This is a genomic window from Thermochromatium tepidum ATCC 43061 (assembly GCF_009664085.1).
Lineage (GTDB): Bacteria > Pseudomonadota > Gammaproteobacteria > Chromatiales > Chromatiaceae > Thermochromatium > Thermochromatium tepidum.
Map to the genome: position 1 here is coordinate 585,290 of NZ_CP039268.1, position 23,732 is coordinate 609,021.

A 23,732-nucleotide genomic window follows, 5' to 3' on the forward strand; every position below is an offset into this window, starting at 1 on the left:
CTTGTTTAGCCCGCTCCCTCTCGATGACGAATGGTGCGGCCCGGACGCGCCGGGCCACAGACGCGCCTCTTACTTGACGGCGCGATTCGCAATCAGATCTTCGACCACGGTCGGATCGGCCAGGGTCGAGGTGTCGCCCAGCGAATCGATCTCGTTGGCGGCGATCTTGCGCAGGATGCGGCGCATGATCTTGCCCGAGCGGGTCTTGGGCAGACCCGGTGCCCACTGGATGATGTCGACGGTGGCGATCGGACCGATCTCGCCGCGCACCAGTGCCACCAGCTCCTTCTTTAGCTCGTCGGTCGGCTCGACCCCGGCCATCGGGGTGACAAAGGCATAGATGCCCTGACCCTTGATGTCGTGCGGATAGCCGACGACCGCCGCCTCGGCCACATGCGGGTGCAGCACCAGGGCCGACTCGATCTCGGCGGTGCCGAGACGGTGCCCTGAGACATTGAGCACGTCGTCGATGCGACCTGTGATCCAGTAATACCCATCGGCGTCGCGGCGTGCACCATCACCCGTGAAGTAATAACCCGGATACTGCCTGAAGTAGGTGTCGACATAGCGCTGATGGTCGCCAAAGACGGTGCGCATCTGCGCTGGCCAGGGTTGAGTGATGACCAGCGCCCCCTCGCCCTCGCCCTCGATCAGCACGCCGGTGGAGGCATCGACCAGTGCAGGCACCACGCCGAAGAAGGGCAGGGTGGCCGAGCCAGGCTTGAGCGGGGTGGCACCCGGAAGCGGGGTGATCAGATGGCCGCCGGTCTCGGTCTGCCACCAGGTATCGACGATCGGGCAACGCCCCTCGCCGACCACGCGATAGTACCATTCCCAGGCCTCGGGATTGATCGGCTCGCCGACCGAACCGAGGATGCGCAGGGATTTACGCGAGGTCTTCTTGACCGGTTCATCGCCGGCACGCATCAACGAGCGGATCGCCGTCGGGGCGGTGTAGAAAATCGAGACCCTGTGTTTGTCGACCACATTCCAAAAGCGCGACATATCCGGATAGTTCGGGATGCCCTCGAACATCAGCGTGGTCGCGCCGTTGGCAAGCGGCCCATAGACGATATAGGTATGACCCGTGACCCAGCCGACATCGGCGGTACACCAATAGACCTCGCCCTCCTGGTAGTCAAAGACATACTGATGGGTCATGGCGGCATAGACCAGATAGCCACCGGTGGTGTGCAACGCCCCCTTGGGCTTGCCGGTGGAGCCTGAGGTATACAGGATGAACAGCGGATCCTCGGCGTCCATCTCCTCAGGCACGCACTCAGGGGCGGCGGCGGCGATGGCCTCGTGATACCAGACATCCCGCCCCGTGACCCAATCGACATTGCCGCCGGTGCGTCGGACCACGATCACCGTGGTGACATTGGGGCACTCGCGCAGGGCGATGTCGACGTTCTTCTTGAGCGGAACCTGACGTCCGCCGCGTACGCCCTCATCCGAGGTGATGACCAGCTTGCACTCTGAGTCGAGTACCCGGTCGCGCAGCGAGTCGGGCGAGAAGCCACCAAAGACCACAGAATGGATGGCACCGACACGGGCACAGGCGAGCATGGCGACCGCGGCCTCGGGGATCATGGGCAGATAGATACACACCCGATCGCCCTTGTTGACCCCATATGACTTGAGGACATTGGCCAGCCGGCAGACCTCGGCGTGCAGCTCGCGATAGCTGATCTGGCGATCCTCGTTGGGATTGTCGCCTTCCCAGATGATGGCGACCTGGTCGCCGCGCGTCTCTAGATGGCGGTCGAGACAGTTATAGGAGGCATTGAGCTTGCCGCCCTTGAACCACTGGATGTGCAGATCCTCAGCCTGGTAGCTGTAGTCCATCACCGAGTCCCATTTGCGGCTCCAGGTGACGAACCGCTCGGCCTGCTCGCTCCAGAAGCCGGACGGGTCTTCGATCGAACGCCGATACATGGCCGCGTACTGCTCGGCATTGATGTGGGCCTTAGCGGCGATCTCGGCGGGGACCGGATAGACTTTTTCTTCCGACATGGATCAGTTCTCCTCGATCTCTATCTGGGGGTGTATGGCTTGGGTCGACGGGCGATTGTCGTCGGCGTTTCGAGCGAATTCGTCGACACAATACTAAACCTTGGCCTGAGTGGCGATCTAGCCGAGTCGAGGCATTTGGGCCTCGTCAACACAAAAACTCCGATAGCCGCAGCCGCTTGCCGTCGTCGCGATAGGCGGCCTGGGCCAAGAATAGCTCGGCGGCCGCGAGTGCGTCGCTCAAGGCGTTGTGGGCGCTGTGGCGCGGTAGATTGTAGCGCCCGGCGAGGGCATGCAGTCGCAGGTCTGAGGGTTTGCACGGGATCTGGCGTCGTTCTAGGGTCCGATAGGCCAGTGTCTGGGTATCGATGATGCGCAAGGGTACGGTCTGGCCCCAGCAGCGCTTACAGGCATTGGCCAAAAAGCCCCGCTCGATGCTGGCACAGTGTGCGATCATCGCCCGTCCGGCGAGCGCGGCCAGCACCTCGGCGAGGACCTCTGGCAAGTCCTTTCCGGCAGCGGCTTGATCGTCTGTGATCTGGTGGATCACGGCGCTCGATTCTGGGATCGAGCGGTCGATGCGCACCAGATGATGGCGTGCGCTCGAGAGATCGATCTCGGGTCCGTGGAGCACCACATAGCCGACGCTCAGGATCAGATCCCGGCGCTGGTCGAGCCCGGTGGTCTCCAGGTCGAGGGCCAGATACTCGACGGCGCGATAGTCGGCGCGCGGGCTCGGTAGGGGTCGGGCCAGATAATCGCGCACCGGTCCCGGTGGCGCGCGCCTGTGACGCCAGCGTTGGGTCCAGTCGGTCAGGAAGGCCATCTCAGGTAAACCGCCCAGTCTGATAACGCTGTCCGAGCGCCTCCTGCATGGTATTGATCAGGACGAAGGCATCCTTCAGGTGTCGGCGCTCGAGTGGCGAGAGCGCATCCGGCGCGAGGAAGTTGTCGGGCGGCTGACCCTTGCGCATCTGTTCGGCCTGGTGGCGCATGCGCAGGGTGGCGATGAGTTCGAGCGCGTCGATCAGGTTGGCCGCGCCGTCGCGGCTCAGGGCACCGCGCTCGGCGGCGGCCTGGAGCCGCTCGTTGGTGTTGTTCTCGAGGATCCCGGCCGAGAGGGCATAGACGCGCGCCAGGTCGATGATGGGGATGAGGCCGCGATGTTTGATGTCGAACGTATGGTCGTGATCGCCGCCCTGGATCAGTACGATGTTGCGGAAGAAGCCCAAGGGTGGACGATTCTTGAGCGCGTTGGCGGCCATGTAGGCGATAAAGATCCGGTTGGCGCGCGACTTCTCGATGATGCGCTCGTGCAGTTCCTCGCATAGCCCCTTGGGATCGCGCAGCGAGCGCATGTCGAAAAAGACGCTCGACAGCATCAGCGCCATGGGTTCGGGCTTGAGGATCCAGTTGGAGAAATACTTGTTCCAGACGCGCAGCGTCTGGCGCCATTTCGGGTTGCTGGCCATGACCTCGCCCGGGCAGTAGACAAAACCGCAGGCGTTGAGTCCATCGTTGACGAAGCGGGCCAGGGCGGCGAAATAGCCCTCGTCCTCGGGTTTGGCCTCGTCGGAGATCAGGAGCGCGTTGTCCTGATCCGAATGCACGGATTGCTCGCGCCTGCCCTGCGACCCGCCCAGGAGCCAGGCATAGGGGACTGGGGGGGCGCCGAGCCTGGCCTCGGCCAGTTCGATCAGACGCAGGGTGATGGCATCGGTGATGGCGCTGATCGCCTGTCCGACCTGGGTCGCGGTGGCCCCGCCCAGGATCAGGTGGATCTGAAGTTCGGCGATCTTGTTCCCGATCTGCGCGAGGGTCTCGATGGAGTCGGCACGATGGATGTCACCGACCAGATAGATGGCGTTGGCGCTCTGGAGGCGGGTGAAGTCGGTCGAGGAGATCAGTCCCACGACCCGCCCATCCTCGATCACAGGTAGATGGTGGATATTGAGCCTGGTCATGGTGATGAGTGCCTGGAAGCCGAGCGTGTCCACATCGACCGTAGTCAGGGTCTCGGTCATGATCGAGCGCACCGGCTGGTCGGTCGGGCGCCCGACGGCGATACAGCGGTTGCGCAGATCGCGGTCGGTGACCAGGCCGACTAGACGCTCGCCGTCCATGATCAGCAGCGAGGAGGCATGGTGTTCGGACATCAGGCGCGCGGCCTCGCGGATGCTGGTCTCTGGGCCTGTGGTGATGGGTGCACGCCGGATCAGGTCGCGCACCCGCACCGTCATGAGCCCGTGGCCGGTTGGTGGCGACTCGATGACGACGTCGAGTGCCTTGCGCAGCCGACGCGAGGTCGATTGCTCGAAGTGTTCGGCAAAGGCGGGATGCGTCGCACGCAACTCGTTCAGATCCGAGCAGGGCAGGACATAGACGAGCGTGTCCTCGACGGTTCTGCATTGGAGTCGTGGTTCGTCTTCCGTGCCCCGGCAATGTTGTTCGCACAGGTCGCCCTCGGCCAGCTTTCCGACCAGCTCGCCGCGCATGTTGCGCAGTTCCACCGCGCCGCGACGCAGGATGTAAATGCAGGGCGGGTCGGGTACCTCAGGCGGAAAGGGCGTGCCGCGACGGAAGTAGCGCACCGACAGACGGCGTGGAAGACGCGCCAGCGTCTCCTCGGGCAGCTGATCGAAGGGCGGATGACTGGCCAGAAATTCCTGGATCTCGATCAGTTCAACATCCATCGGTCGCTCTCATGCTTGCGGAACGGATCTTGGTTTGGGCAAGCCGGTATTGAACCATGAATCTCAGGCAGGCGGGCAGCGCAGACGCATTCCGGTTTCCGTTTGCGGGGCGTTTGGGCGAGAATGCAGCGTCGCCCCAAGAATCCTAGGATGCGCTGTCCATGCTGTTGATGATCGACAACTACGATTCCTTCACCTACAACCTGGTGCAGTATCTCGGCGAACTCGGTGCGGAGGTGAAGGTCGTGCGCAACGACGAACTGGGGGTCGAGGAGGCCGTGGCGCTGGCGCCCGAGCGGGTCGTGATCTCACCCGGACCCTGCACCCCGCACGAGGCCGGGATCTCGGTGGACCTGATCAAGCGCCTGGCTGGCCAGGTGCCGATCCTGGGCGTCTGTCTGGGCCATCAGGCGATCGGTCAGGCGTTCGGCGCACAGATCGTCCGGGCACCCGAGGTCATGCACGGCAAGACCTCGCCCGTCCATCACACAGGTCTGGGCGTCTTCACCGGGCTGCCCGATCCGTTCGAGGCCACCCGCTATCACTCGCTGGTGATCGCCCCCGAGACCCTGCCGGACTGTCTAGAGGTCACGGCCTGGACCCAGGGCCCGGACGGGACGCGCGAGTGCATCATGGGCGTGCGTCATCGCCGCCTGCCGATCCAGGGGGTGCAATTCCATCCCGAGTCCATCCTCACCGAACAGGGCCAGCGTCTGCTTGAAAACTTCCTGGAGGATCGCTGATATGGAGCTCAAGGACGCCATCGCGCGTTGTATCGAACGGCGTGATCTCAGCAGCGATGAAATGATGGCCGTCATGCGGACCATCATGACCGGTGGTGCCACGCCGGCTCAGATCGCCGGTTTTCTAGTCGCGCTGCGCATGAAGGGCGAGACCGTGACCGAGATCGCCGCCGCCGCCGCCGTGATGCGCGAGCTGGCCACCGGGGTTGATCTCTCTGGACTGGATCACCGGGTAGACATCGTCGGGACCGGCGGCGATGGCGTGGGCACCTTCAACGTCTCGACCACCAGCATGTTCGTCGCCGCCGCCGCCGGCTGTCATGTCGCCAAACACGGCAACCGCTCGGTCTCCAGCACATCGGGTGCCGCCGATGTGCTAGAGGCCGCCGGTGTCAGGCTTGATCTTAGCCCCGAGCAGGTCGCCCGCTGTGTGCGCGAGGTCGGGGTCGGATTCATGTTTGCACCCAGCCATCACAGCGCCATGAAACATGCCATCGCGCCCAGGCGCGAGCTGGGTGTGCGTACCCTCTTCAACATCCTGGGACCGCTGACCAATCCGGCGCGGGTCCCCAATCAGGTGCTGGGGGTCTTTGATGCCGAGCTCATCGAACCGCTCGCCCGGGTGTTGCAACGACTCGGAAGCCGGCACGTGCTGGTTGTCCATGCCCGCGACGGTCTCGACGAGATCAGCATCGCCGACACCACGGATGTGGCCGAACTGTGCGACGGCGAGGTCCATCGCTACAGCCTGCGGCCCGAGGATTTCGGGCTCCGGTGTGCGCCGCTGGATAGGATCCGCGTCTCTGGCCCGGAGGAGAGCTTGGCGCTGATGCAAAGCGTACTCGCCGGCGAGCCAGGTCCGGCGCGCGACATCGTGCGGCTCAACGCCGGCGCGGCCATCTATGCTGCCGGACGGGCCGGGTCGCTCGCCGAGGGTGTAATGCTAACGGCTCAGTTGATCGACAATGGCGAGGCCCAAGGGCGTCTGGAACGCCTGATCGCCCTGACCAAGGGGTTCGATTGACACTGATCTTAATTTTAAGGAAACGCCGATTCCATTCGTGGCAAAACCTTCTCCAGTAACCAATTGATTTTGTAGGAGCGGCTTCAGCCGCGATTGAGAGGCACGCGATTTATTCGGCGTTTCCTCAAAGAGGTGTCCCATAAAGACCATCGGTCAAGAAGGCTGCAACAGGCTTCGAGCAATCTTCCTGGAAGGCGTGAACGATAGGGCAATTTCAAGCCCTGGCCCTGTTTAAAGGTGGATCTCGGCAAGGCGGGTCGGCGGCTCTGTAGGGGCGCCGTAAGGCCCGATGGCGGGGCTTGTTGCCCCCTCAACCGCCCCAATCGCGGCTAAAGCCGCTCCTACGGGGTGCGGTGGTGGGGTAGGAGCGCCGTAAGGCGCGATCCACCTCATTTTTGAGGGCCGGGTTAATACGAGATGACGCAAAGGTCCATGACTCATACTGCGGATATCCTAAAGACGATCGTCCAGCGTAAGATCGAGGAGGTCGGCGAGCGCCGCGCGCGTCGGTCAGAGACTGAACTCAAGGCCGCGCTCGCCGAGGTCGGGCCAGTGCGCGGTTTTGCCGCCGCGCTTCAAAGGCGGGTTACAGCCGGTGAGCCGGCGGTGATCGCCGAGATCAAGAAGGCGAGTCCCAGCAAGGGCCTGCTGCGACCCGACTTTTATCCCGCCGCGATCGCGCTGAGCTATGAGCGCGGCGGCGCGGCCTGTCTCTCGGTTCTGACCGATGTCAGTTTCTTCCAGGGCAGTGATGCCTATCTCCAGGAGGCGCGCGCCGCCTGCGCCCTGCCGGTCCTGCGCAAGGATTTCATCATCGACCCCTATCAGGTGTATGAGGCGCGTCTGATCGGCGCTGATGCCATCCTGCTGATCGCGGCCTGTCTGTCCGATGCCCAGCTGGATGAGCTGAACGCGCTGGCGCATGCATTGGGGCTGGATGTGCTAATCGAGGTGCACGATGCCGATGAGCTCGCGCGGGCGCTCGCCGTGCCTGGACGGCTGATCGGGATCAACAACCGCGATCTGCGCACCTTCGAGGTGAGGTTGGAGACCACGCTTGGTCTGCTGGCGGCGATCCCGGACGATCGGTTGCTGGTCACCGAGAGCGGTATCCTGAGCTGCGAGGACGTCATGCGGCTGCGTTGTCACGGCGTCCAGTCCTTTTTGGTGGGCGAGGCCTTCATGCGTGCGCCCGATCCGGGTGTCGAGCTGAAGCGACTCTTTTTCTAATCGACCTCAGCGCGTGCCATAGACCACGACGGTCTTGCCCTTGACGCTGACCAAGCCCTGTTCCTCCAGGGTCTTCATCACCCGTCCGGCCATCTCGCGCGAACAGCCGACGAGTCGACCGAGCTCCTGACGGGTCACCCGGATCTGCATCCCATCCGGATGGGTCATGGCATCGGGCTGCTGACAGAGGTCGAGTAGGGCGCTGGCGATCCGCCCGGTGACGTCGAGAAAGGCCAGATCGCTGACCTTGCGGCTGGTCGTCTGCAGACGCATGGCCAGCTGTGCGCCGAGGCTGTAGAGAAAGTCCTTGGCCACAGCGGCGAGCTCATCCTCGAGCAGGCGGTCAAGACGCTGATAGCTGATCTCGGCCACCTTGCACTTGGTACGGGTGCGCACGATGACGCTGCGCGTCGTCTGTGGGATAAACAGCCCCATCTCGCCGATGAACTCGCCCTTATTGATATAGGCCAGCATCAGCTCACGGCGATCCTCCTCGTCGAGCACCAGGGCTGAAGCTGAACCCTCGATGAGATAGTAGAGGCTCTCTGCCGGTTGTCCTTGCCGGATGAAATCGATGTTCTTGTCATAGTTCTTGGTATGGCAGTGCGCCAGAAAGGGCTTTAGCCAACGGGGATCTTCCTTCGGCATTCGCTGAATGCTCATCGCTCGACCTCGACCTGGGTGGGCGAAACTGAGTCGATTCTAGGCAGGCTGGGTGGTGTTGTCGAACTTATGCTAGCCTTCCGTCCTCTCCAGGTTTGTGAACAGTCTAAATCATCAGATACAACGACCGACGAGATACTTAGGCTATGAAGGCACGGGTGAAATGGATCGATGGAGTCGCCATGCTGGGCGAGTCCGGCTCTGGGCATGGTGTGGTGATGGACGGCCCGCCCGAGTTGGGTGGACGCAATATCGGGGTGAGGCCGATGGAGATGCTGCTCCTCGGCCTCGGCGGCTGCACCCAGTTCGACGTGCTCTTGATCCTAGGCAAAGGGCGCCAGCAGGTCACGGATTGCGTGGTCGAGTTGGAGGCCGAGCGTGCCACCGAGGATCCCAAGGTCTTCACCCGCATCCATATCCACTTCATCCTTACCGGGCGCCGTCTTGACCCCAAGCGGGTCGAGCAGGCGATCCGACTGAGCGCGGAGAAATACTGCTCGGCCTCGATCATGCTCGGGGCCACGGCGAGCATCACCCATGACTTTGAGATCCGCGAGGCGTCCTAGGCCGCCTTCTCACAGCCAGTAGGCCGTGCGTGTCATCACGCGCGAGGTCAGTTTCATCGCCTGACGGATAGGCGCGGGCAGATCGGCCCCGCCCGCCGACTTGGCGACCTGGGCGTGATGGATCTCGTCGGCCTTCATCTGCTCCAGGATGGCTCGGCTCTTTGTATCCTGGGCCGGGATCTGGGCCAGGTGTTCATCGAGATGATCCTCGACCTGACGCTCGGTCTCGACGACGAAGCCTAGGCTCCATCTGTCGCCCGCCAGCCCCGCCAGTGCGCCCAGCGCGAAGGATCCGGCATACCAGAACGGATTGAGCAGGCTCTTGCGCTCGCCCAATTCATCTAGCCGCTCCTCACACCAGGCCAGATGGTCGTTTTCTTCCCGTGCCGAGCGTTCCAGACGGTGCCGGGTCTCGGGCCGTCTGGCGGTGAGCGCCTGCCCCTGATAGAGCGCCTGGGCGCAGACCTCGCCGGTGTGGTTGATACGCATCAGACGCGCGACATGGCGGCGCTGATCCTCGCGCAGCTCGGACTCCTTCAGGTCGGCGGCCGGATTCTTGCGCTCGGTGACACGCGGTCTGCCAAAGACGGTGCGCAGCGCCTGATCGACGCCGATGAGCAGCCGATCGATCTGGGTATAACGGCGGTCGTGCTGAGTGTTCATCGTTGAGGGTTTTAGGATTTACAAATCAGCGAGGCTCGGTGAGTTGGCGCGCCATCAACTCGACCGGATGTAGGACCTCGGTGGTGAGACCAGACTCGCGGATCCCGACGAGCAGGTGCAGCGCGCATCCCGGATTGATGGTCACGATGATATCCGGCTTCAAGTCCCGGATGAGGTGCAGCTTGTCTTCGAGCAATGCAGCAGCCATTGCTGGCTGCTGGAGCAGATAGCTCCCGGCGGCGCCGCAACAGCGGTCGTTGTCTGGAAGCGGCGCGACTTCTAGCCCGGGGATGCGCGCCAGCAGCCGATAGACGGCGGCATTGCCCCCGAGCAGACGTCGCTGCGAGCAGGGTTCGTGCACCAGCACGCGCCCTCGCCTCGGCGCCAGGATGAGCGTCTCGGGCCAGCGACGGCTGGCGAGATAGTCGCAGACCTCCAGCGTCTGGCTGAGGGCCGGATGCCCGCGTAGCTCGGCGACACAGGCACTGGCGACACCGACCAGTGGGCGTCCGCCGTGGATCTGGGCGCACCGTTCGCGGGCACGATCGGCCGCTTCAGGAAGGCCGTTGTGACGCTGCAGGGCGCCGCAGCAGACCGCTTCGGAGGCGATCCGGACCCGGAGTCCAAGCCGCTCGCAGAGGAGGCGCGTTGCCGCGATCGCCCCGCCTTGCACGCTCGCGCCCGAGCAGCCGATGAAGAGATCCAGGTCGGCGTCCGTGCTCGGTTGGGGTATGACCGGGCGGGCCGTGATGGCCAAGGACTCGAGCAGACGAGGATAGAGGGCGAACCTGCGGAGGCGATCCAGGCCAAGCCTCCCGATGAGCCGCGTCACCCCAGTCCCGACATAAAACCTGGCCAGCCGGGCGAGGGTGTCTAGGACGCGCGCCCTGCAGAGCGCACCGATCCAGGCCGACCTCCAGAGACGTCGCCAGAGCGGCCCTGTGGCTAGAGAGGCCGCACGGGCGCCGTCGAGCAGAGGTCCGTAGGCGACGAGCGACGGACAGACCGATTCACAGGCACGGCAGAGCAGACAGCTGTCGAGGTGCCCGGCCAGTCCAGGCGTCATCTCGAGCCGACCGGTCAGCCAGCCCTGGATCAGGGCGATCCGTCCGCGCGGTGACTCGGCCTCGTGGCGCGTCTTGAGATAGGTCGGGCAATGGGGCAGACAGTACCCGCACTTGACGCACTGGTCGGCGAGTCGGAGCAGATCCTGATTCGAGAGACGGGGTGTCGACCAGGTGGACGACAGCTTGAGGGGGGTATTCAAGGCGGAATCTTGACGGCAAAGTGTGATGGAGACAGACCACCGATCGGCGCACGGGCGCGCATCGGCATCATGCGGCAGCGCGGCTGGGGGCGTCATGGTAGTCTATAACTTCAGCTCCCGAGCTACAGAATACGACGACTCGAGTTCGACCATGGCACATTACAGTTATCACGTCTTTTTCTGCACCAACAGGCGCGAGGATGGCCGCCAGTGCTGTGCTCAGTCCAATGCCTCGAACATGCGCGATTATCTCAAGCGCCGAGCCAGGGAGGAGGGGCTGTCGGGGCCGGGTGGGGTGCGCGTCAACATCGCCGGCTGTCTAGGACGCTGCGTCGAAGGTCCTACCATCGTCGTCTATCCCGATGCCGTCTGGTACACCTACGCCGATGAGTGGGATCTGGAAGAGATCCTGAGCGAGCATCTCAAGGCTGGGCGCGTGGTCGAGCGTCTGCGGCTACCTGAGTCGGGAACAGCCGTCTGAGTTCATTGTCCCCTGTATCCAGGCCGAGTTCGCGCACTCCAGACAGGGGATGATGTCAAGCGGCCGATCGGCGGGTGTGACCGGAAGTATGCCCAAATTTTTCTACAAAGCGGTGAAGCTCGACGGCGAGCCGGTCGAGGGCGAGATGGAGGCCGCCGACGAATCGGCTGTCATCCACCATCTCCAGGTCCAGGGTCTGATTCCGATCGAGGCGCGCACGACCAAGGGCCTGACCTTCGGTCTTGGCCGTCGGCAGCGACGGCGTCTGAGCCAAAAGGAGATCAGCCTCCTGACACGCGAGCTGGCGACCCTGCTCGAAGCCGGCATGACCCTGGACCGCTCGCTGCAAATCCTCATCGATCTGACCTCCGAGGAGCATCTGGTGCGGCTGCTCTCGGATCTCCAAGAACGGGTACGCGGCGGCGCGACCTTCTCCAGCGCCTTGGAGGCCCAGGACCGTCAGTTTCCGCGTCTCTACATCAACATGGTACGTGCCGGCGAGGCGAGTGGCGCCTTGGAACAGGTACTCGACCGGCTGGCCGACTATCTGGAACGTATCGCCGAACTGCGCCAGACCCTGACCTCGGCCCTGGTCTATCCCTCGATCCTGGTGTTCGTCTCCGTGCTCTCGGTCATTCTGCTCCTGGTATTCGTGGTGCCTCAGTTCACGGTGTTGTTCGAGGACATGGGCGCGGCACTGCCCCTGCCGACCCAGATCGTGGTCGCCGCCGGGGATCTGTTCCGTAACTATTGGTGGGCCATGCTGTGTCTGATGGCGCTGGTGGCCGTCATCATCGAGCGTTGGCTCCAGAATCCCGAGGCCAGAGCAGGTTTTGACCGCTGGCTGCTGAGATTACCGCTGTTTGGCGATCTGATCTGGAAGATGGAGACCGCGCGGCTCTGTCACACACTCTCGACCCTGCTCAAAAACGGTCTGCCGCTGCTCAGTGCCCTGAACCTTGCCAAGGAAGTGGTCTCCAATCAAAGGCTCTTGAGCCTGATCGAGGAGGCAGGCGAAGAGCTCAAACACGGTCGTGGATTGGCCGGCCCCCTGGCCCGGCTCCAGGCCCTCCCCGACCTGGCGCTTCAGATGATCCGGGTCGGCGAGGAGTCCGGCAGTCTCGAGGCCATGCTGGCCAAGGTCGCCAGTCTCTATGATCGCGAGACGCGGGTGAGCGTGCAGCGGATGCTGACGTTGTTGGAGCCGATCCTGATCGTCGGCCTGGGCGTCATCGTGGCTGGGATCATTCTATCGATCCTGATGGCCATCCTCGGCGCCAATGATCTCGTTTTCTGAGGCCGTATCCTGCCGGCCGGGCCGAGTTTAGAATGCAGCATCGAATCTCAAGGATCCACTCTCAAGAGGTCGGTTTCATATGCGCTTTAAGACGTCGCGCCGCCACGGCGGCTTTACCCTGGTCGAACTCCTGGTCGTGCTGGCCATCCTGGGTCTGCTCGCCGGACTCGTCGGGCCGCAGGTGATGAAATTCCTAGGCAGTTCCAAGTCCAAGACGGCCAAGCTCCAGATCGAGGATCTATCCTCGGCCCTGGATCTCTATCGACTCGAATTGGGTCGCTATCCGACCGAAAGCGAGGGACTCAAGGCACTGGTCGAGAATCCGGGCAACATGCCCGGCTGGAATGGCCCCTATCTGAAGAAAAAGGAAGTCCCCAAGGATCCCTGGGGCTTCGAGTATCAGTATCGGTTCCCGGGTGAGCACGGCAGTTTTGACATCTGGTCCCTCGGCGCCGATAACCGCGAGGGCGGCGAGGGCGAGAACGCCGATATCAAGAGTTGGGAATAATCCGGGTCCAAGGGGTGAGGCGTCGCGCGCGCGGTTTCACCCTGGTCGAGCTGCTGGTGGTCATGGCCATCGCTGCCGTCGCCATGACGGCGCTGCCTGCACTCTTTTCGGCCGCCTTTCCGGGGCTAGAGATGAAGTCTGCCGCCCGTCGCACGGCCGCCATGCTGAAGCTGGCACGTGAATCGGCCATTCGGCGCGGCGATGAGACGACCGTATTGGTCGATCTCGAACAAAAGCGACTGACGCTTGCCGGCTATCGCGCGCTCTCGCTGCCCGAGCGGCTCGCGCTTCGGCTCGATGCCGCGAACAACGAGCTGATCGAAGCGCAGCGCGGTACCATCCGCTTCTTCCCTGACGGCAGCTCGACCGGCGGGCGCCTCATACTCTCGCATGATGGGCATGGCTATCAGGTCGGCGTGACCTGGCTGACTGGGCGCATCGAGCTTTGGTCCTGGTCCGAGTGATGCACCCTGGTCGATCCCAAGGCGGATTCTCACTCCTCGAGGTCCTGGTCGCCTTTGCGATTTTGGCCCTCTCGCTCGGGGTGCTGCTTGGCATCTTCGCGCGCGCCACCAGCGCCACCATCGCCTCAGCCCAGTATAGCCAGGCCGCGACCCTGGCCGAGTCCCTGCTCAACCGGGTCGGATACGAGATCACACTCGAAGAGGGGTCGGTCTCGGGCGACACCGAGAATGGCTTTTCCTGGGAGCTCACCCTGGTCGAGATGGACCTTGCGGATGAGTTTCCGACCTCCACACCCCCGGTCAGGGCCTATCGTGTCAATGCCATTGTCCTTTGGTTCGATGCTGGACGTCCGCGACGTCTGATGCTCTCGACCCTGAAGCTGGCCGAGCCCTTGGCGAATACAGCGTCATGAACGGGCGCACGGCACCCGGCTTCACCCTGATCGAGCTGGTGATCGCGCTGGCGATCATCGGTTTGATCTCACTGGTGCTGTTTTCGGGCCTGAGGCTGGGTGGACGCTCCTGGGAGGCCGTCGAGACGGTCGGCGAGCGTCTGTCCGGCCTGCGGCTTGCGGATGGATTCTTACGGCGCCTGCTCGGTCAGACTCGCCCGGCCACGGCGGTCTATGAGGGTCAGATCGTCCAGGTCTTTGCCGGCGAGTCCGAACGTCTCGAATGGGTCGCCCCCCTGTCTGAACATGTCGGGCTCTCCGGGCTCTATATCCTGCGTCTACAGCTTGAAGGTGCGGGCGAGGCACGAAACCTGGTCCTGACCCGCTGGTTGCTGCACCCTGAGGCGTTGGAAGGCAATGACGCGATCCCGCCCTGGATACCCATGACCGAACAGGATGAGGGCGCGGGTGCACTGAGTGCGCTCGCGTCCGATCTGGATCTGGCCGAGGGTGCCTTCGGTCGCACCCTGTTACTGAAGGACGTGAGCCGCTTCGAGCTGGCCTATTATGGTCTAGCCGATGGCGACAGCGGACCAGACTGGCATGACGACTGGCAGGGACAGACACAGCTGCCAAACCTGATACGGATCCGCCTGGAGACGACCGAACAATCCTGGCCCGACCTTGTCGTGGCCCTACCCGATCAGCCTTGACGATGGCACGAATCCAACCCCAGCGTGGCATCGCGCTCGTACTCGTGATGTGGGGGCTGATGCTCCTGACGGTCATGGCCATAAGCCTGACCGTCTCGCGCCGTACTGAGATCGCCCTGACCGAAAACCAGGTCGAGTCGGCGCGTTTCCGGGCCCTCGCCGAGGCGGCCATCGCCTATACGGCGCTGCATTTTATGATCCCAGAGGTCCAGGTTGACGACACAGAGGGAACGGTCTGGTTGCCCGACGGCCAGCCGCACCTCTGGTCCTTCGCCGGCGCCGAGCTGAGTCTGCGCGTCTTCAACGAGTCCTCGCGCTATGATCTCAACCAGATCCAGCCCGAGACCCTGCGTAACCTGTTGGAGGTGCTCGGACTGGAACCCCAGGCCGCCGATGCCGTGGCAGCCGCGATCATCGACTGGCGCGACCAGGACGGTCTTGCGCTCCTCAATGGCGCCGAGGATGCCGACTACCAACGGGCCGGGCGCCCCCTGGGGGCCAAGGATGCCCCCTATGAGACAGTCGAGGAACTGCGCCAAGTGCTGGGGATGACGCCCGAGATCTATCGTCGGCTGGCGCCCGAGGTCTCAGTGGACGGCGGCTCGACCCAACCGAACGAGCGTTTCGCCTCGGCGGCGGTGCTGGCCACACGCAGGGGCATCAGCCTAGAGGAGGCGCGCGCAGCGATCGCCGAACGCGATCGGGGCGAGGTGCCCGGGACGACCACGACAACCGTGATCGATCGCGGCGGTCCACTCTACCGTCTCCAGATCAACGAGCCACAAGCGAGCGGCGCGGGTCGAACCATGGAGGCGATCTTTCGGCTTGTGCCGGGCCAGCAGCCGCCTTATCAGGTGCTGTGGCGTCGATGGGGGCTGGCGGCCGAACTCACACGAGACGACAGCGAATCGGAGCGATGAGCCATGACACATCACGATGAGAACACAGCCACTGATCGTTCCGCCGGACCGGCCTTGATCGCGGGGGGGGTTACAACCTTAGTCAATGAGTCGGGTCGTATCGATCTAAGTCCGCTGGTACGTTTGGCCAAGTCCTGTCCCGAGACAGATTTCGTGCGCTGGATACATCACCCAGTCCTTGCTGGTCTAGCCCTCCAGGCCGGCTCGTTGGAGGAGCGTCGGAATCGGGTCGGCAACGTCAATCAGACCCTGGTCTTCGCGTTCGACAGCGCAGGGCCCCATGAATCGACGACCCCAGAGGCGCTGAGACGTGCCATCTACCCGTTGGTCAAGCGTCCGGGGGCCTTGGGTGTCCCGAGTGTGCTCAGCGTCGGTCGTCTCAGTGGCAATGATCTGGTCATCCCGGATGTCTCGATCTCCAAGCGTCATGCTCTCATCGAGATTGGCTCGAGCGGCTGGTCGATCCGCGATTGCGGCTCGACCAACGGCACCCTGGTCAACAGCACGCCCATCGGAACCAAACCCTTTCCGCTCAAGGATTGTGACATCATCGCCTTTGCGCGCTATGAGTTTTTCTTTCTGATGCCGGAGTCGCTCTACGAGCGCCTGGTCGCTACAACCAGTTCCCTACCAGGATGAAGGCCGCCCAGTCACTGGGATGCGCTTCCCCGCCACTTGCGATCATCGCCTTCTGCGCCGCCTGCAGGGCGCGCGCCTTGCTTGTGCCCGGCTGCTTGAGCTGATCATAAAAGTCGCGCATCAGCCTCTGGGTCGCCTGGTCGCCCACGGGCCAGAGCGAGCCGAGCGCGCTGCGGGCGCCGGACTGGATGGCGATCCCGCTCAGACCCAGAGGCGTGCGGTCGTCGCCCTCGGCCGTCTGGCAGGCGCTTAGGACCAGGATCTCGATCGGACGCTGGTCCAGTTCCTTGGGCTTGAGCACAGCGGCCAGGGTCTTCATGTCGAGCTTGCGATCGTAGGTCACGATGAAGTTCTCCTCGGGCGGTCCCAGGAACAGACCATGCGAGGCGATGTGCACCACCCGATAGGGCTGTCCCTTGACCTCCTCGACGAAGCGGTCCAATAGGAATTCCTGGTCACGCAGCGTGCGTCCGGGCACGCGCTGAGCGAGCTGATCGATCTCCTCGGCCACGCCGGGCAAGGAGAGGGCCGCGATCTTCTCGTTGGTCGCGGCGCGCGAGGGTCCGCTTGGGCGTCGCTCGCCCGCGGCACCCCGCACCCTGACCGAGACACCGCGACGACTGCTGCCGTCCGCCGACGCACCGCGACCACGTCCGCGCTGCTGCTCGATCAGGGCATCCACCCACCAGCCGGGCAGTTCATCGACCACAGGGCCTGGACGACTCAGACCCGCGAGCAGGGTCGTCATGGTGGTGGGCGAGAACACATCGGGCTGGAGCAGCTTGAGTCCGGGCGCGGTCGCCACGGCATAGCGCTCGACCAGATACTGACCCCGTCCGCGCAGGACGGACAGGGGGACGGCGCGCAGTGGACCATCGGGCACGAACACCAGGGTGTCGATCTTCTGGGCATCGAGCCAGGACTGGATGGGGGCGATCAGCCAGTCGTGGATCTGGGTCGCTTCCTCATCGATCGGCTGGTCGTAGCGCAGTTTGAGTGCCAGGATCTCGGCGGTCAGGGTGAGCGGCTCGCGCCCGATCGGGGTGGTCGCCTGATAGAGCCGCTGGCCGATGCTCACCAGGATCTCCAGTCGGTCGTCGAGGATGACCGGATAGAGCACGGCGGCGCGCGGTGCCAGGGTCTCGATCTCCTGACGTAGCGGCAGGATGCAGGCATCGCGGAAATAGTCGCGCAACTCGTCGATCTTGATCTGCTCGACGGTGTCGCGCGCCTCGCGCAACAGGGCCTGGGTCCCTTCGGCATCACCCCGGCTCGCGGACTCGCGCAGCAGGAGGTCGGCCAGCCCCAAATAGAGTGGTTCCAGGGTCTCACGGAAGGAGGAGCGGCCTTCGGCATACTCGACCGGGATGTCGTTGCGGATGCGCTGGAGGTGATCGACCGCGCGCCGATAGGCGGCGATGGCGCGTTGCCGGTCGCCCTGGTCGCGCAGCAGCCGGCCTAAGCGCCATTCCCACTGGTAGCGCAGGTCATAGGCATCGATGGGGGCGGCTATGATCGCCTGCTCGGCCAGACGGCGTGCCTCGGTCGTCTGGCCGCGTTCCTCTGCCAGCTCGCTCAGACCGCCCAGGGCCTGAGACTCGGCACGGTCCAGCCCGGCTTGCGAGGCCAGTTCGGCGGCCTTGGTCAGACCCTCGCGCGCCAGGGTCTGTCCCTGGGTGCCAGGTGCCGAACGGCGCGCCACATGCGCCAGACCGATCAGCAGATCGACGCGCTCGGTGGTCGCGGCCACCTGGTTGGCGAGCCCCCGCGCGCTCTGCAGTTCACGCAGCGCCTGGGCCGAACCGGCGCTCTGGCGGGCCAGATTGATCCGGATGGTTGCGCGCAGGGCCGGATCGTCCACGCGCTCGGCGGCTTGGAGTGCCTCGCGATAGAGTCGACCGGCCTCACTCGAGGCCCCCTGCTCGAACCGCAGATTGCCGAGCGCGTTGGCGCTCGCGGCGATCAGGGTCGGATTGGCGAGCCGGCGTGCGCGATCCAGGGCCGCCTCTAGGCGCTCCTCGGCCTGGGTCGTGCGGCGCTGCTGGGCATCGACCTGGCCCAACGCCTGGAGGGCCACCACCTCGAGGGCTGTTAGATTCGCCGTGCGCGCTCGGGTGAGCGCCTGGAGCAGATCGGACTCGGCGTCCGGATAGCGGCCCAGGGCGCGATAGGTCTCACCACGTTGGATGAGGGCCTGGATGCGCTCGGCCTCCGGGGTGTCGCGACGGGCGATGGTCGCGCTCCAGGCCGAGAGCGCGGCCCCCTGCTCGGCGCTGGCGCGGATCACGGACGCGCCACCCGGTTGCTCACAGGTCGGCGCCGCCTGGGCCCCGAGCGTCAGGAGTGACAGCGCCAGGATCGACCATCGGATGAACTGGATCCTCATGTCACACCTCTCAGAAATCGGCCCGAACCATGAAGTGGATGCCATCGTCCTGCAGGTCGTGCTCGGCTGGCTTGGGGCGATCGCTCAGGGCATAGCCGTAATAGCACTCGGCGTGCAGCCGGTCCTGGATGGTCCAGATCGCGCCGAGTCCGAGCGACTGGAGGTCCTCGCGCTGGTCGGACCGGCCATGATTCCAGACCCCGCCGGCGTCGAAGAAGAACGCGATCTGGATCTGCTGTTGGGTCTCACCGAAACCGACGCCCTCCCAGACCGGATGGCGCAGTTCCAGCGAGGCGGCATAGCCGCTGTCGCCCACGAGTTCGTTCTCGCGATAGCCGCGCACCGTGTTGACGCCGCCGACCGAGAAGCGCTCCAGCGACAGCAGGGTCTCGCCGGCCAGTTGCACGCCCCCGCGCAGGATCAGTTGGGTTCCGCGTTCGTTGAGACGCCACACCGACTGGCCCTGACCGAGCCAGGCAAAGAAACGGCTGTCGGGAATGTGACCGGGATGGATGGTCGCGTCGAAGGCGTCCAGTCCATAGCTGAAGACCGAGCGAACGGCATGGGCCTGGTGCGTCGAGCGACGCGAATACTCCTGGATGAAGCGCGCGGCCGCGACCCGGCTTATGCCGTCTACCGCCCCCTCGGAGAAGGAAAAGGGGATGCCGAGCAGGTGGGTCTCGTTCTCGCCCCAGGACAGTAGCAGACCGAGACGCAGTCCGCCCTGGGTCGTGTTCCAGAGCGGATGCGACAGACCCAGCTCGATGCGCTGGGTTTCGCTCTCGATGTCGAGATCGGCCAGTGGTTCTTCCAGCAGTGAGGCGTCACTGCGGTCGTAGCGCAGTGACAGGCGTGTATCGTGCACATTCAGCGGCAGCGACCAGCCGATCGCGCCCTCCTTGCCTTCGCCCTCGTAGCCGTGGCCGAGAGAGAGGTCGAGTGCGTCGCCGAACCCGGTCAGGTTGCGTAGCACGCCGCCGACATAGGCGCGCTCGGAGCCTGTGCTTGGTGGGCGGTAGTTGTCGGTGCGCAGATAGAGTTCCCAAGGGCGGGCGCGGGTGACGGCTAGATCCAGCACGGCGCTACCGGGTTCCGAGCCGGGGATCAGGGTACCGTTGAGGCGCTCGATCAGCGGATCCTGGAGCAGGAGCTGGAAGCGTCCCTGGAGATCCTCACGGTTGAAGGGCGCGGTCGGGTCGGGCTGGAGGCGTCCGCTGACATAGGATGGGCGCAGACGTCCCTGGCCGCTGACGCGGATCTTGCTCAGGCGTCCGGCGATGATCTGGAAGACGACCACGCCGTCGCTGACCGTCTGGCCGGGTTTGATGATGACGCCGGAGTTGATGTAGCCCTGATCGACGTAGTGTTTGGTCAGGCGGTAGCGCAGCTCTTCCAGGTCGGCGAGCCTGACCTCGCGTCCGAGGTAGGGGCGGTAGATGGATTCGAGTCCGTCCCGAGGCAGACCCTCACCACCCTCGAAACGTACCCCACGCAGGAGCAGGCTCGGACCGCCGGGTGGGACCGGGCTGGGGCCTGTGTCTGGTTGGGGGGCGGATGGGGGCGGTTCTTCTTCCGGGAGGGTGTCCATGGGCACCGGTCCGGTCGCGCCGCGGTGGCTGCCGGGGAGTGAGGAGGCGGGTGGAACGTCCTGGGCCATGGCGGCCGCAAGCGGCAGGCAAAGCGCGGGGATGAGCCAGCAGAGACGTGGGTGGGTGTTCATTCCAGGGCCCCAGATGAGGCGGTGTTGAGTCGATCGAGCCGCTCGGGTGTGAAGGAGATAGCGGTGGGGGCGGGGGCGGGCGGGAGTCCGCCGTAGCCACGCTCGACCAACGAGCTGGCCCCCGCCTCGTTGAGGGTGCGACAAAGATCGGTGAAGAGCTCATCCGGGTCGCTGAAGGGAGAGGCGAGCGGCACCAGGGCGGACGTGAGGTCCAGATCGGGCGAGGTGACCTCGATCGTCCCCTGCTCACCGCCCGGCGCCGCCGCCTGGATGATGTTGCGGCCACTCTCGGCAGTGAACGTCTGACGCTCGGCCCCGCCGATCTCCACCAGACTCTGGCTCGCGATCAGGGCGCGGGTGTCGATCCGGATGTCGCCCCCGCGCGCACCGACAGCCGCCGTGTTGGCCTGGATGAAACCACCGTCGAGGATCAGATACTCAGGCGTGAGCTTGATGTCGCCGCCGTCGCCGACCGCACCATTGGCCGAGGTGGTGATGAGGCTGTCGGCGAGCCACAGCCGACCACCGCCGATGCTGATCGGACCAGCATCGGCCTGGGCAGCTTCCGTGGTGATGCGGCTGTCGTTGGCGAGACGCAGCTCGTCGGCCTGGATCTGGATGGCAGCAGCCGGGACATTGCCCGTGCTCGACGCCACGACAACCCCCCCATCGAGCCAGAATCGATTAGCCTTGACCTTGAGGGTGCGATCGGCAGACACCTGACCTGGGTCGGTGACGGTCTGTTGGGCCTCGATGCTGAGTATCCCCCCGTCGGCCAGGCTGAGGGTGTCGGTCTCGATGACCAGATTGCCGACCTGGCCGGTGGCGGACGAGTAAGCCGCACTCACGGCACCAGAGTCAGGACCCAGGATCAAGAGATGACGCGCCTTGATGGATAGATCACCTGCATCTCCTGTTGCCAAGGTGCTGGTCGAAAGCCGTGCCCCATTGAGCACCTCCAGTAAGCCATCCACCGTCAGGCTGACCCTGCCCGCGTCACTGCTGGAGCCGCGTCCGGCCCGGCTCGCAATCCCTGTGAATTCATCAGGTGCGCCAAGGCCATCCAATCGCATCGACCCTGCGCTGATCATCACCTCACCGGCCTTCCCCAGGCCAAAAGTGCTACTCGAAATCTCTGCCCCATTGAGCACCTCCAGTAACTCGTCCACAGACAGACTGACCGTGCCTGCCTCCCCGCTGGAATCCAAGAGGGCCTCGCTCGCAATCCCTGTGAATTGATCAGGTGCGCCAAGACCATCCAATCGTAGCGACCCTGCGCTGATCGTTACCCCGCCGGCCTTCCCGACCCCCCAGGTGCTACTCGAAATCACTGCCCCATTGAGCACCTCCAGCAAGCCCTCCACCGTTAGACTGACCCTGCCCGCGTCGCCGCTGGTGTCGCTTGAAGCGCTACTCACAACCCCTGTAAATTGATTCAGGGCGCCAAGGCCGTCCAACCGGATCGAGTCTGCCGCAATCGTTATCTCGCCGGCCTTCCCCAGGCCAAAAGTGCTACTCGAAATCTGTGCCCCATTGAGCACCTCCAGTAAGCCCTCCACCGTTAGACTGATTGTGCCCGCCTCCCCACTGGAGCCCTCGCTGGCTTGGGTCGCAATCCCTGTGGCCTGATTTGGCGCGCCAAGACCATCCAGTCGTAGCGACCCTGCGCTGATCGTTACCTCGCCGGCCTGCCCCAAACCCCCAGTGCTACTCGAAATCTCTGCCCCATTGAGCACCTCCAGCAACCCCTCCACCGTCAGGCTGATTGTGCCCGCCTCCCCACTGGAGCCCGGGATGGCTTGGCTCGCAATCCCTGTGAATCGATCAGGGGCGCCAAGACCATCCAGTCGCAGCGAACCTGCGCTGATCGTCACCCCGCCGGCCTGCCCCGAACCCTGAGTGCTACTCGAAATCGCCGCCCCATTGAGCACCTCGAGGAGACCCGCCACCCTCAGGCTGACCGTGCCCGCGTCACCGCCGGAGTCCGTGTTGGTATCACTCCAGATCCCTGTGAATTGATCCATGCCAAAGTCATCCAATCGCAGCGAACCTGCGCTGATCGTCACCCCGCCGGCCTTCCCGACCCCCCAGGTGCTACTTGAAATCAGCGCCCCGTTGAGCACCTCCAGTAAGCCCGCCACCGTTAGACTGACCCTGCCCGCCTCCCCGCTGGAGCCGGGAGCAGCGCCACTCGCAATCCATGTGAACTGATCAGGTACGCCAAAACCATCCAGCCGGACCGACCCCGCCTGGATGTGCACCTCACCGCCCGCTCCTTGGGCATAGGTGCTGCTACTGATCCAAGAGCCGTTCAACAATTCGAGCCGGTCTGCATTTACACTCACTGATCCGGCATCGCCCATACTCAGGGCATCGCTGCTGACCCCCGTTTGATCGCGCAACTGCAAGCGTCCGCTGACCAGGATGTCGATTCCAGCCGAAGCGTCGATCGCTCCAGTGTTGTCAGTTAGGATCGAGGTCGCACGGAGGTCGGCTTCCCCGGCGCGTATCTGGATCCGCCCACCGCCCGCGCCGCTGGTCTCGATCTGCGCCTGATCGAGGCTCAACCGGCCGCTGCCCGGCTGTTTCGTGGGCGTGCTGACGGAGACCTGTCCCACCCGATCGCCAATCGCCTCGATCCGGACCTCGCCACCCGGCGCCTTGAGGCTGGCGCGCCGCTCGGACGTCCCCACGATGCCCACATCGCCCGCCGTGAGCGTCGCGGCCTTGCCCGGCTTCAGCTCCAACTGGCTGCCTTCGATGGTCAGACTCGCCGGCTGGGGCGCGAGAAACCCAAACGACTCGGGCGCGGCCAGGGTCAGGGTGCTGCCCGCCGGATCGCTGGCACTGTAGCGGCTGCCGTCGCTGAAGCGCAGCTCATCCGCCGTGCTCAGGTGCAGCGCCGCCGGCACATCGACCCGCGCGTTCGGCCCCAGGACAACCCCGGACGGGTTGATCAGATAGACATCGGCCTGTCCGACAGTCGAGCGCAGGGTGCCGTCGATGTGGGACGTCTGACCCCCCGTGACCCGACCGATGACGTTTTGGATCTGATCCGGACCGGTGAAGGTGGCCTGATGTCCGGTGGGGATGTCGAAACGCTGGAAGCTGTGGAACAGATTGGCCCCGCGCGTGCTCCCGAGTTCGGCGCCGATGGTCATCTCGGGTCCGCTCAGGCTCATCGCCGGACCGACCGTGCCGTCGGTGATGATCTGGGCCAGACAAACAGACGTATCGAGTAGGAGGATGCCCGCCATTAGATACCTGACTGGCATTGCCAAGGGCGTGGTTTGAGTATTCAATTTCTCGCGCATAATCCCTGATGCCTCGTCCAGCGCCAGTGATGTCCA

The 23,732-nt window shown here is 64.3% G+C and carries 21 protein-coding genes; 12 read left to right on the forward strand and 9 right to left on the reverse strand.

Annotated elements, in window-relative coordinates; all coding sequences use genetic code 11:
• Positions 1 to 69: 69 nt before the first annotated feature.
• The 3 genes from acs to E6P07_RS02750 all read right to left on the reverse strand — a co-directional run bounded on the left by acs (position 70) and on the right by E6P07_RS02750 (position 4,706).
• Complete coding sequence (acs, locus tag E6P07_RS02740) at positions 70 to 2,016, reverse strand: acetate--CoA ligase (protein WP_153974194.1); 1,947 nt, start codon at positions 2,014 to 2,016, stop codon at positions 70 to 72.
• A 145-nt stretch (positions 2,017 to 2,161) separates the two neighbouring features.
• Complete coding sequence (locus E6P07_RS02745; protein ID WP_153974195.1) at positions 2,162 to 2,839, reverse strand: exonuclease domain-containing protein; 678 nt, start codon at positions 2,837 to 2,839, stop codon at positions 2,162 to 2,164.
• Position 2,840: 1 nt separating this feature from the next.
• Complete coding sequence (locus E6P07_RS02750; protein ID WP_153974196.1) at positions 2,841 to 4,706, reverse strand: putative nucleotidyltransferase substrate binding domain-containing protein; 1,866 nt, start codon at positions 4,704 to 4,706, stop codon at positions 2,841 to 2,843.
• Positions 4,707 to 4,867: 161 nt separating this feature from the next.
• On the opposite strand from E6P07_RS02750, the gene E6P07_RS02755 reads away from it, so the two are divergent.
• From E6P07_RS02755 to trpC, 3 genes are all read left to right on the forward strand, one after another.
• On the forward strand, positions 4,868 to 5,449 hold the full coding sequence (locus tag E6P07_RS02755) for an anthranilate synthase component II (RefSeq protein WP_153974197.1): 582 nt from the start codon (positions 4,868 to 4,870) through the stop codon (positions 5,447 to 5,449).
• A 1-nt stretch (position 5,450) separates the two neighbouring features.
• Positions 5,451 to 6,473 carry an anthranilate phosphoribosyltransferase gene (trpD, locus tag E6P07_RS02760; protein ID WP_153974198.1) on the forward strand — a complete coding sequence of 341 codons (1,023 nt, stop codon included), beginning with the start codon at positions 5,451 to 5,453 and terminating at the stop codon, positions 6,471 to 6,473.
• Positions 6,474 to 6,905: 432 nt separating this feature from the next.
• Entirely contained in the window at positions 6,906 to 7,703 is a 798-nt protein-coding gene (gene trpC / locus E6P07_RS02765) for an indole-3-glycerol phosphate synthase TrpC (RefSeq protein WP_153974199.1), read from the forward strand.
• 6 nt (positions 7,704 to 7,709) lie between these two features.
• On the opposite strand, the gene crp is transcribed toward trpC, so the two are convergent.
• Positions 7,710 to 8,366 (reverse strand): cAMP-activated global transcriptional regulator CRP, encoded by a 657-nt coding sequence (crp, locus tag E6P07_RS02770; RefSeq protein ID WP_153974200.1) that lies wholly within the window; start codon positions 8,364 to 8,366, stop codon positions 7,710 to 7,712.
• 146 nt (positions 8,367 to 8,512) lie between these two features.
• On the opposite strand from crp, the gene E6P07_RS02775 reads away from it, so the two are divergent.
• The gene (locus E6P07_RS02775; protein WP_153974201.1) at positions 8,513 to 8,932 is read left to right on the forward strand and encodes an OsmC family protein; all 420 of its coding nucleotides are present in this window, start codon (positions 8,513 to 8,515) and stop codon (positions 8,930 to 8,932) included.
• Positions 8,933 to 8,941: 9 nt separating this feature from the next.
• On the opposite strand, the gene coq7 is transcribed toward E6P07_RS02775, so the two are convergent.
• Both coq7 and E6P07_RS02785 read right to left on the reverse strand, forming a co-directional pair.
• The gene (coq7, locus tag E6P07_RS02780; protein WP_153974202.1) at positions 8,942 to 9,595 is read right to left on the reverse strand and encodes a 2-polyprenyl-3-methyl-6-methoxy-1,4-benzoquinone monooxygenase; all 654 of its coding nucleotides are present in this window, start codon (positions 9,593 to 9,595) and stop codon (positions 8,942 to 8,944) included.
• A gap of 25 nt (positions 9,596 to 9,620) precedes the next feature.
• Positions 9,621 to 10,862 carry a (Fe-S)-binding protein gene (locus E6P07_RS02785; protein WP_153974203.1) on the reverse strand — a complete coding sequence of 414 codons (1,242 nt, stop codon included), beginning with the start codon at positions 10,860 to 10,862 and terminating at the stop codon, positions 9,621 to 9,623.
• A 151-nt stretch (positions 10,863 to 11,013) separates the two neighbouring features.
• Between E6P07_RS02785 and E6P07_RS02790 the strand changes: the two genes are divergently transcribed.
• The 8 genes from E6P07_RS02790 (at position 11,014) to E6P07_RS02825 (ending at position 16,276) form a co-directional block, all read left to right on the forward strand.
• Positions 11,014 to 11,343: a (2Fe-2S) ferredoxin domain-containing protein gene (locus E6P07_RS02790; protein ID WP_153974204.1), complete on the forward strand. Its 330-nt coding sequence runs from the start codon at positions 11,014 to 11,016 to the stop codon at positions 11,341 to 11,343.
• An 88-nt stretch (positions 11,344 to 11,431) separates the two neighbouring features.
• Entirely contained in the window at positions 11,432 to 12,640 is a 1,209-nt protein-coding gene (locus E6P07_RS02795; protein ID WP_153974205.1) for a type II secretion system F family protein, read from the forward strand.
• Positions 12,641 to 12,719: 79 nt separating this feature from the next.
• Positions 12,720 to 13,148 (forward strand): type II secretion system major pseudopilin GspG, encoded by a 429-nt coding sequence (gene gspG, locus E6P07_RS02800; RefSeq protein WP_153974206.1) that lies wholly within the window; start codon positions 12,720 to 12,722, stop codon positions 13,146 to 13,148.
• 14 nt (positions 13,149 to 13,162) lie between these two features.
• Positions 13,163 to 13,612: a GspH/FimT family pseudopilin gene (locus tag E6P07_RS02805; protein ID WP_153974207.1), complete on the forward strand. Its 450-nt coding sequence runs from the start codon at positions 13,163 to 13,165 to the stop codon at positions 13,610 to 13,612.
• Entirely contained in the window at positions 13,612 to 14,025 is a 414-nt protein-coding gene (locus tag E6P07_RS02810) for a type IV pilus modification PilV family protein (RefSeq protein ID WP_153974208.1), read from the forward strand. Before E6P07_RS02805 ends, E6P07_RS02810 begins: the two co-directional genes overlap by 1 nt.
• Positions 14,022 to 14,717 (forward strand): prepilin-type N-terminal cleavage/methylation domain-containing protein, encoded by a 696-nt coding sequence (locus E6P07_RS02815; protein WP_153974209.1) that lies wholly within the window; start codon positions 14,022 to 14,024, stop codon positions 14,715 to 14,717. Before E6P07_RS02810 ends, E6P07_RS02815 begins: the two co-directional genes overlap by 4 nt.
• A gap of 2 nt (positions 14,718 to 14,719) precedes the next feature.
• On the forward strand, positions 14,720 to 15,637 hold the full coding sequence (locus E6P07_RS02820; RefSeq protein WP_153974210.1) for a type II secretion system minor pseudopilin: 918 nt from the start codon (positions 14,720 to 14,722) through the stop codon (positions 15,635 to 15,637).
• Positions 15,638 to 15,640: 3 nt separating this feature from the next.
• Positions 15,641 to 16,276 carry an FHA domain-containing protein gene (locus E6P07_RS02825; protein WP_153974211.1) on the forward strand — a complete coding sequence of 212 codons (636 nt, stop codon included), beginning with the start codon at positions 15,641 to 15,643 and terminating at the stop codon, positions 16,274 to 16,276.
• Here E6P07_RS02825 and E6P07_RS02830 read toward each other — a convergent pair.
• From E6P07_RS02830 to E6P07_RS02840, 3 genes are read right to left on the reverse strand one after another with little or no spacing between them, the layout of a single operon-like run.
• Positions 16,251 to 18,662 carry a CHAT domain-containing protein gene (locus E6P07_RS02830; protein ID WP_162008590.1) on the reverse strand — a complete coding sequence of 804 codons (2,412 nt, stop codon included), beginning with the start codon at positions 18,660 to 18,662 and terminating at the stop codon, positions 16,251 to 16,253. The two genes, E6P07_RS02825 and E6P07_RS02830, sit on opposite strands and share 26 nt — an antisense overlap.
• Before the next feature lie 10 nt (positions 18,663 to 18,672).
• Positions 18,673 to 20,382, reverse strand: a complete 1,710-nt coding sequence (locus tag E6P07_RS02835) for a ShlB/FhaC/HecB family hemolysin secretion/activation protein (protein WP_153974213.1) — start codon at positions 20,380 to 20,382, stop codon at positions 18,673 to 18,675.
• Positions 20,379 to 23,639, reverse strand: coding sequence for a two-partner secretion domain-containing protein (locus tag E6P07_RS02840; RefSeq protein WP_162008591.1), 3,261 nt, complete (start codon positions 23,637 to 23,639; stop codon positions 20,379 to 20,381). Before E6P07_RS02840 ends, E6P07_RS02835 begins: the two co-directional genes overlap by 4 nt.
• Between the last annotated feature and the right edge of the window lie 93 nt (positions 23,640 to 23,732).

What these genes read in the sequence shown, in the direction of transcription:
- trpD (WP_153974198.1), top strand. Translation starts at nt 5,451, where the DNA reads ATGGAGCTCAAGGACGCCATCGCGCGTTGTATCGAACGGCGTGATCTC.
- E6P07_RS02830 (WP_162008590.1), bottom strand. Translation starts at nt 18,662, where the DNA reads ATGAGGATCCAGTTCATCCGATGGTCGATCCTGGCGCTGTCACTCCTG.
- E6P07_RS02835 (WP_153974213.1), bottom strand. Translation starts at nt 20,382, where the DNA reads ATGAACACCCACCCACGTCTCTGCTGGCTCATCCCCGCGCTTTGCCTG.
- crp (WP_153974200.1), bottom strand. Translation starts at nt 8,366, where the DNA reads ATGAGCATTCAGCGAATGCCGAAGGAAGATCCCCGTTGGCTAAAGCCC.
- E6P07_RS02790 (WP_153974204.1), top strand. Translation starts at nt 11,014, where the DNA reads ATGGCACATTACAGTTATCACGTCTTTTTCTGCACCAACAGGCGCGAG.
- E6P07_RS02795 (WP_153974205.1), top strand. Translation starts at nt 11,432, where the DNA reads ATGCCCAAATTTTTCTACAAAGCGGTGAAGCTCGACGGCGAGCCGGTC.
- trpC (WP_153974199.1), top strand. Translation starts at nt 6,906, where the DNA reads ATGACTCATACTGCGGATATCCTAAAGACGATCGTCCAGCGTAAGATC.
- E6P07_RS02825 (WP_153974211.1), top strand. Translation starts at nt 15,641, where the DNA reads ATGACACATCACGATGAGAACACAGCCACTGATCGTTCCGCCGGACCG.
- E6P07_RS02840 (WP_162008591.1), bottom strand. Translation starts at nt 23,639, where the DNA reads ATGGCGGGCATCCTCCTACTCGATACGTCTGTTTGTCTGGCCCAGATC.
- E6P07_RS02820 (WP_153974210.1), top strand. Translation starts at nt 14,720, where the DNA reads ATGGCACGAATCCAACCCCAGCGTGGCATCGCGCTCGTACTCGTGATG.
- acs (WP_153974194.1), bottom strand. Translation starts at nt 2,016, where the DNA reads ATGTCGGAAGAAAAAGTCTATCCGGTCCCCGCCGAGATCGCCGCTAAG.
- gspG (WP_153974206.1), top strand. Translation starts at nt 12,720, where the DNA reads ATGCGCTTTAAGACGTCGCGCCGCCACGGCGGCTTTACCCTGGTCGAA.
- E6P07_RS02815 (WP_153974209.1), top strand. Translation starts at nt 14,022, where the DNA reads ATGAACGGGCGCACGGCACCCGGCTTCACCCTGATCGAGCTGGTGATC.
- E6P07_RS02750 (WP_153974196.1), bottom strand. Translation starts at nt 4,706, where the DNA reads ATGGATGTTGAACTGATCGAGATCCAGGAATTTCTGGCCAGTCATCCG.
- E6P07_RS02745 (WP_153974195.1), bottom strand. Translation starts at nt 2,839, where the DNA reads ATGGCCTTCCTGACCGACTGGACCCAACGCTGGCGTCACAGGCGCGCG.
- coq7 (WP_153974202.1), bottom strand. Translation starts at nt 9,595, where the DNA reads ATGAACACTCAGCACGACCGCCGTTATACCCAGATCGATCGGCTGCTC.
- E6P07_RS02775 (WP_153974201.1), top strand. Translation starts at nt 8,513, where the DNA reads ATGAAGGCACGGGTGAAATGGATCGATGGAGTCGCCATGCTGGGCGAG.
- E6P07_RS02755 (WP_153974197.1), top strand. Translation starts at nt 4,868, where the DNA reads ATGCTGTTGATGATCGACAACTACGATTCCTTCACCTACAACCTGGTG.
- E6P07_RS02810 (WP_153974208.1), top strand. Translation starts at nt 13,612, where the DNA reads ATGCACCCTGGTCGATCCCAAGGCGGATTCTCACTCCTCGAGGTCCTG.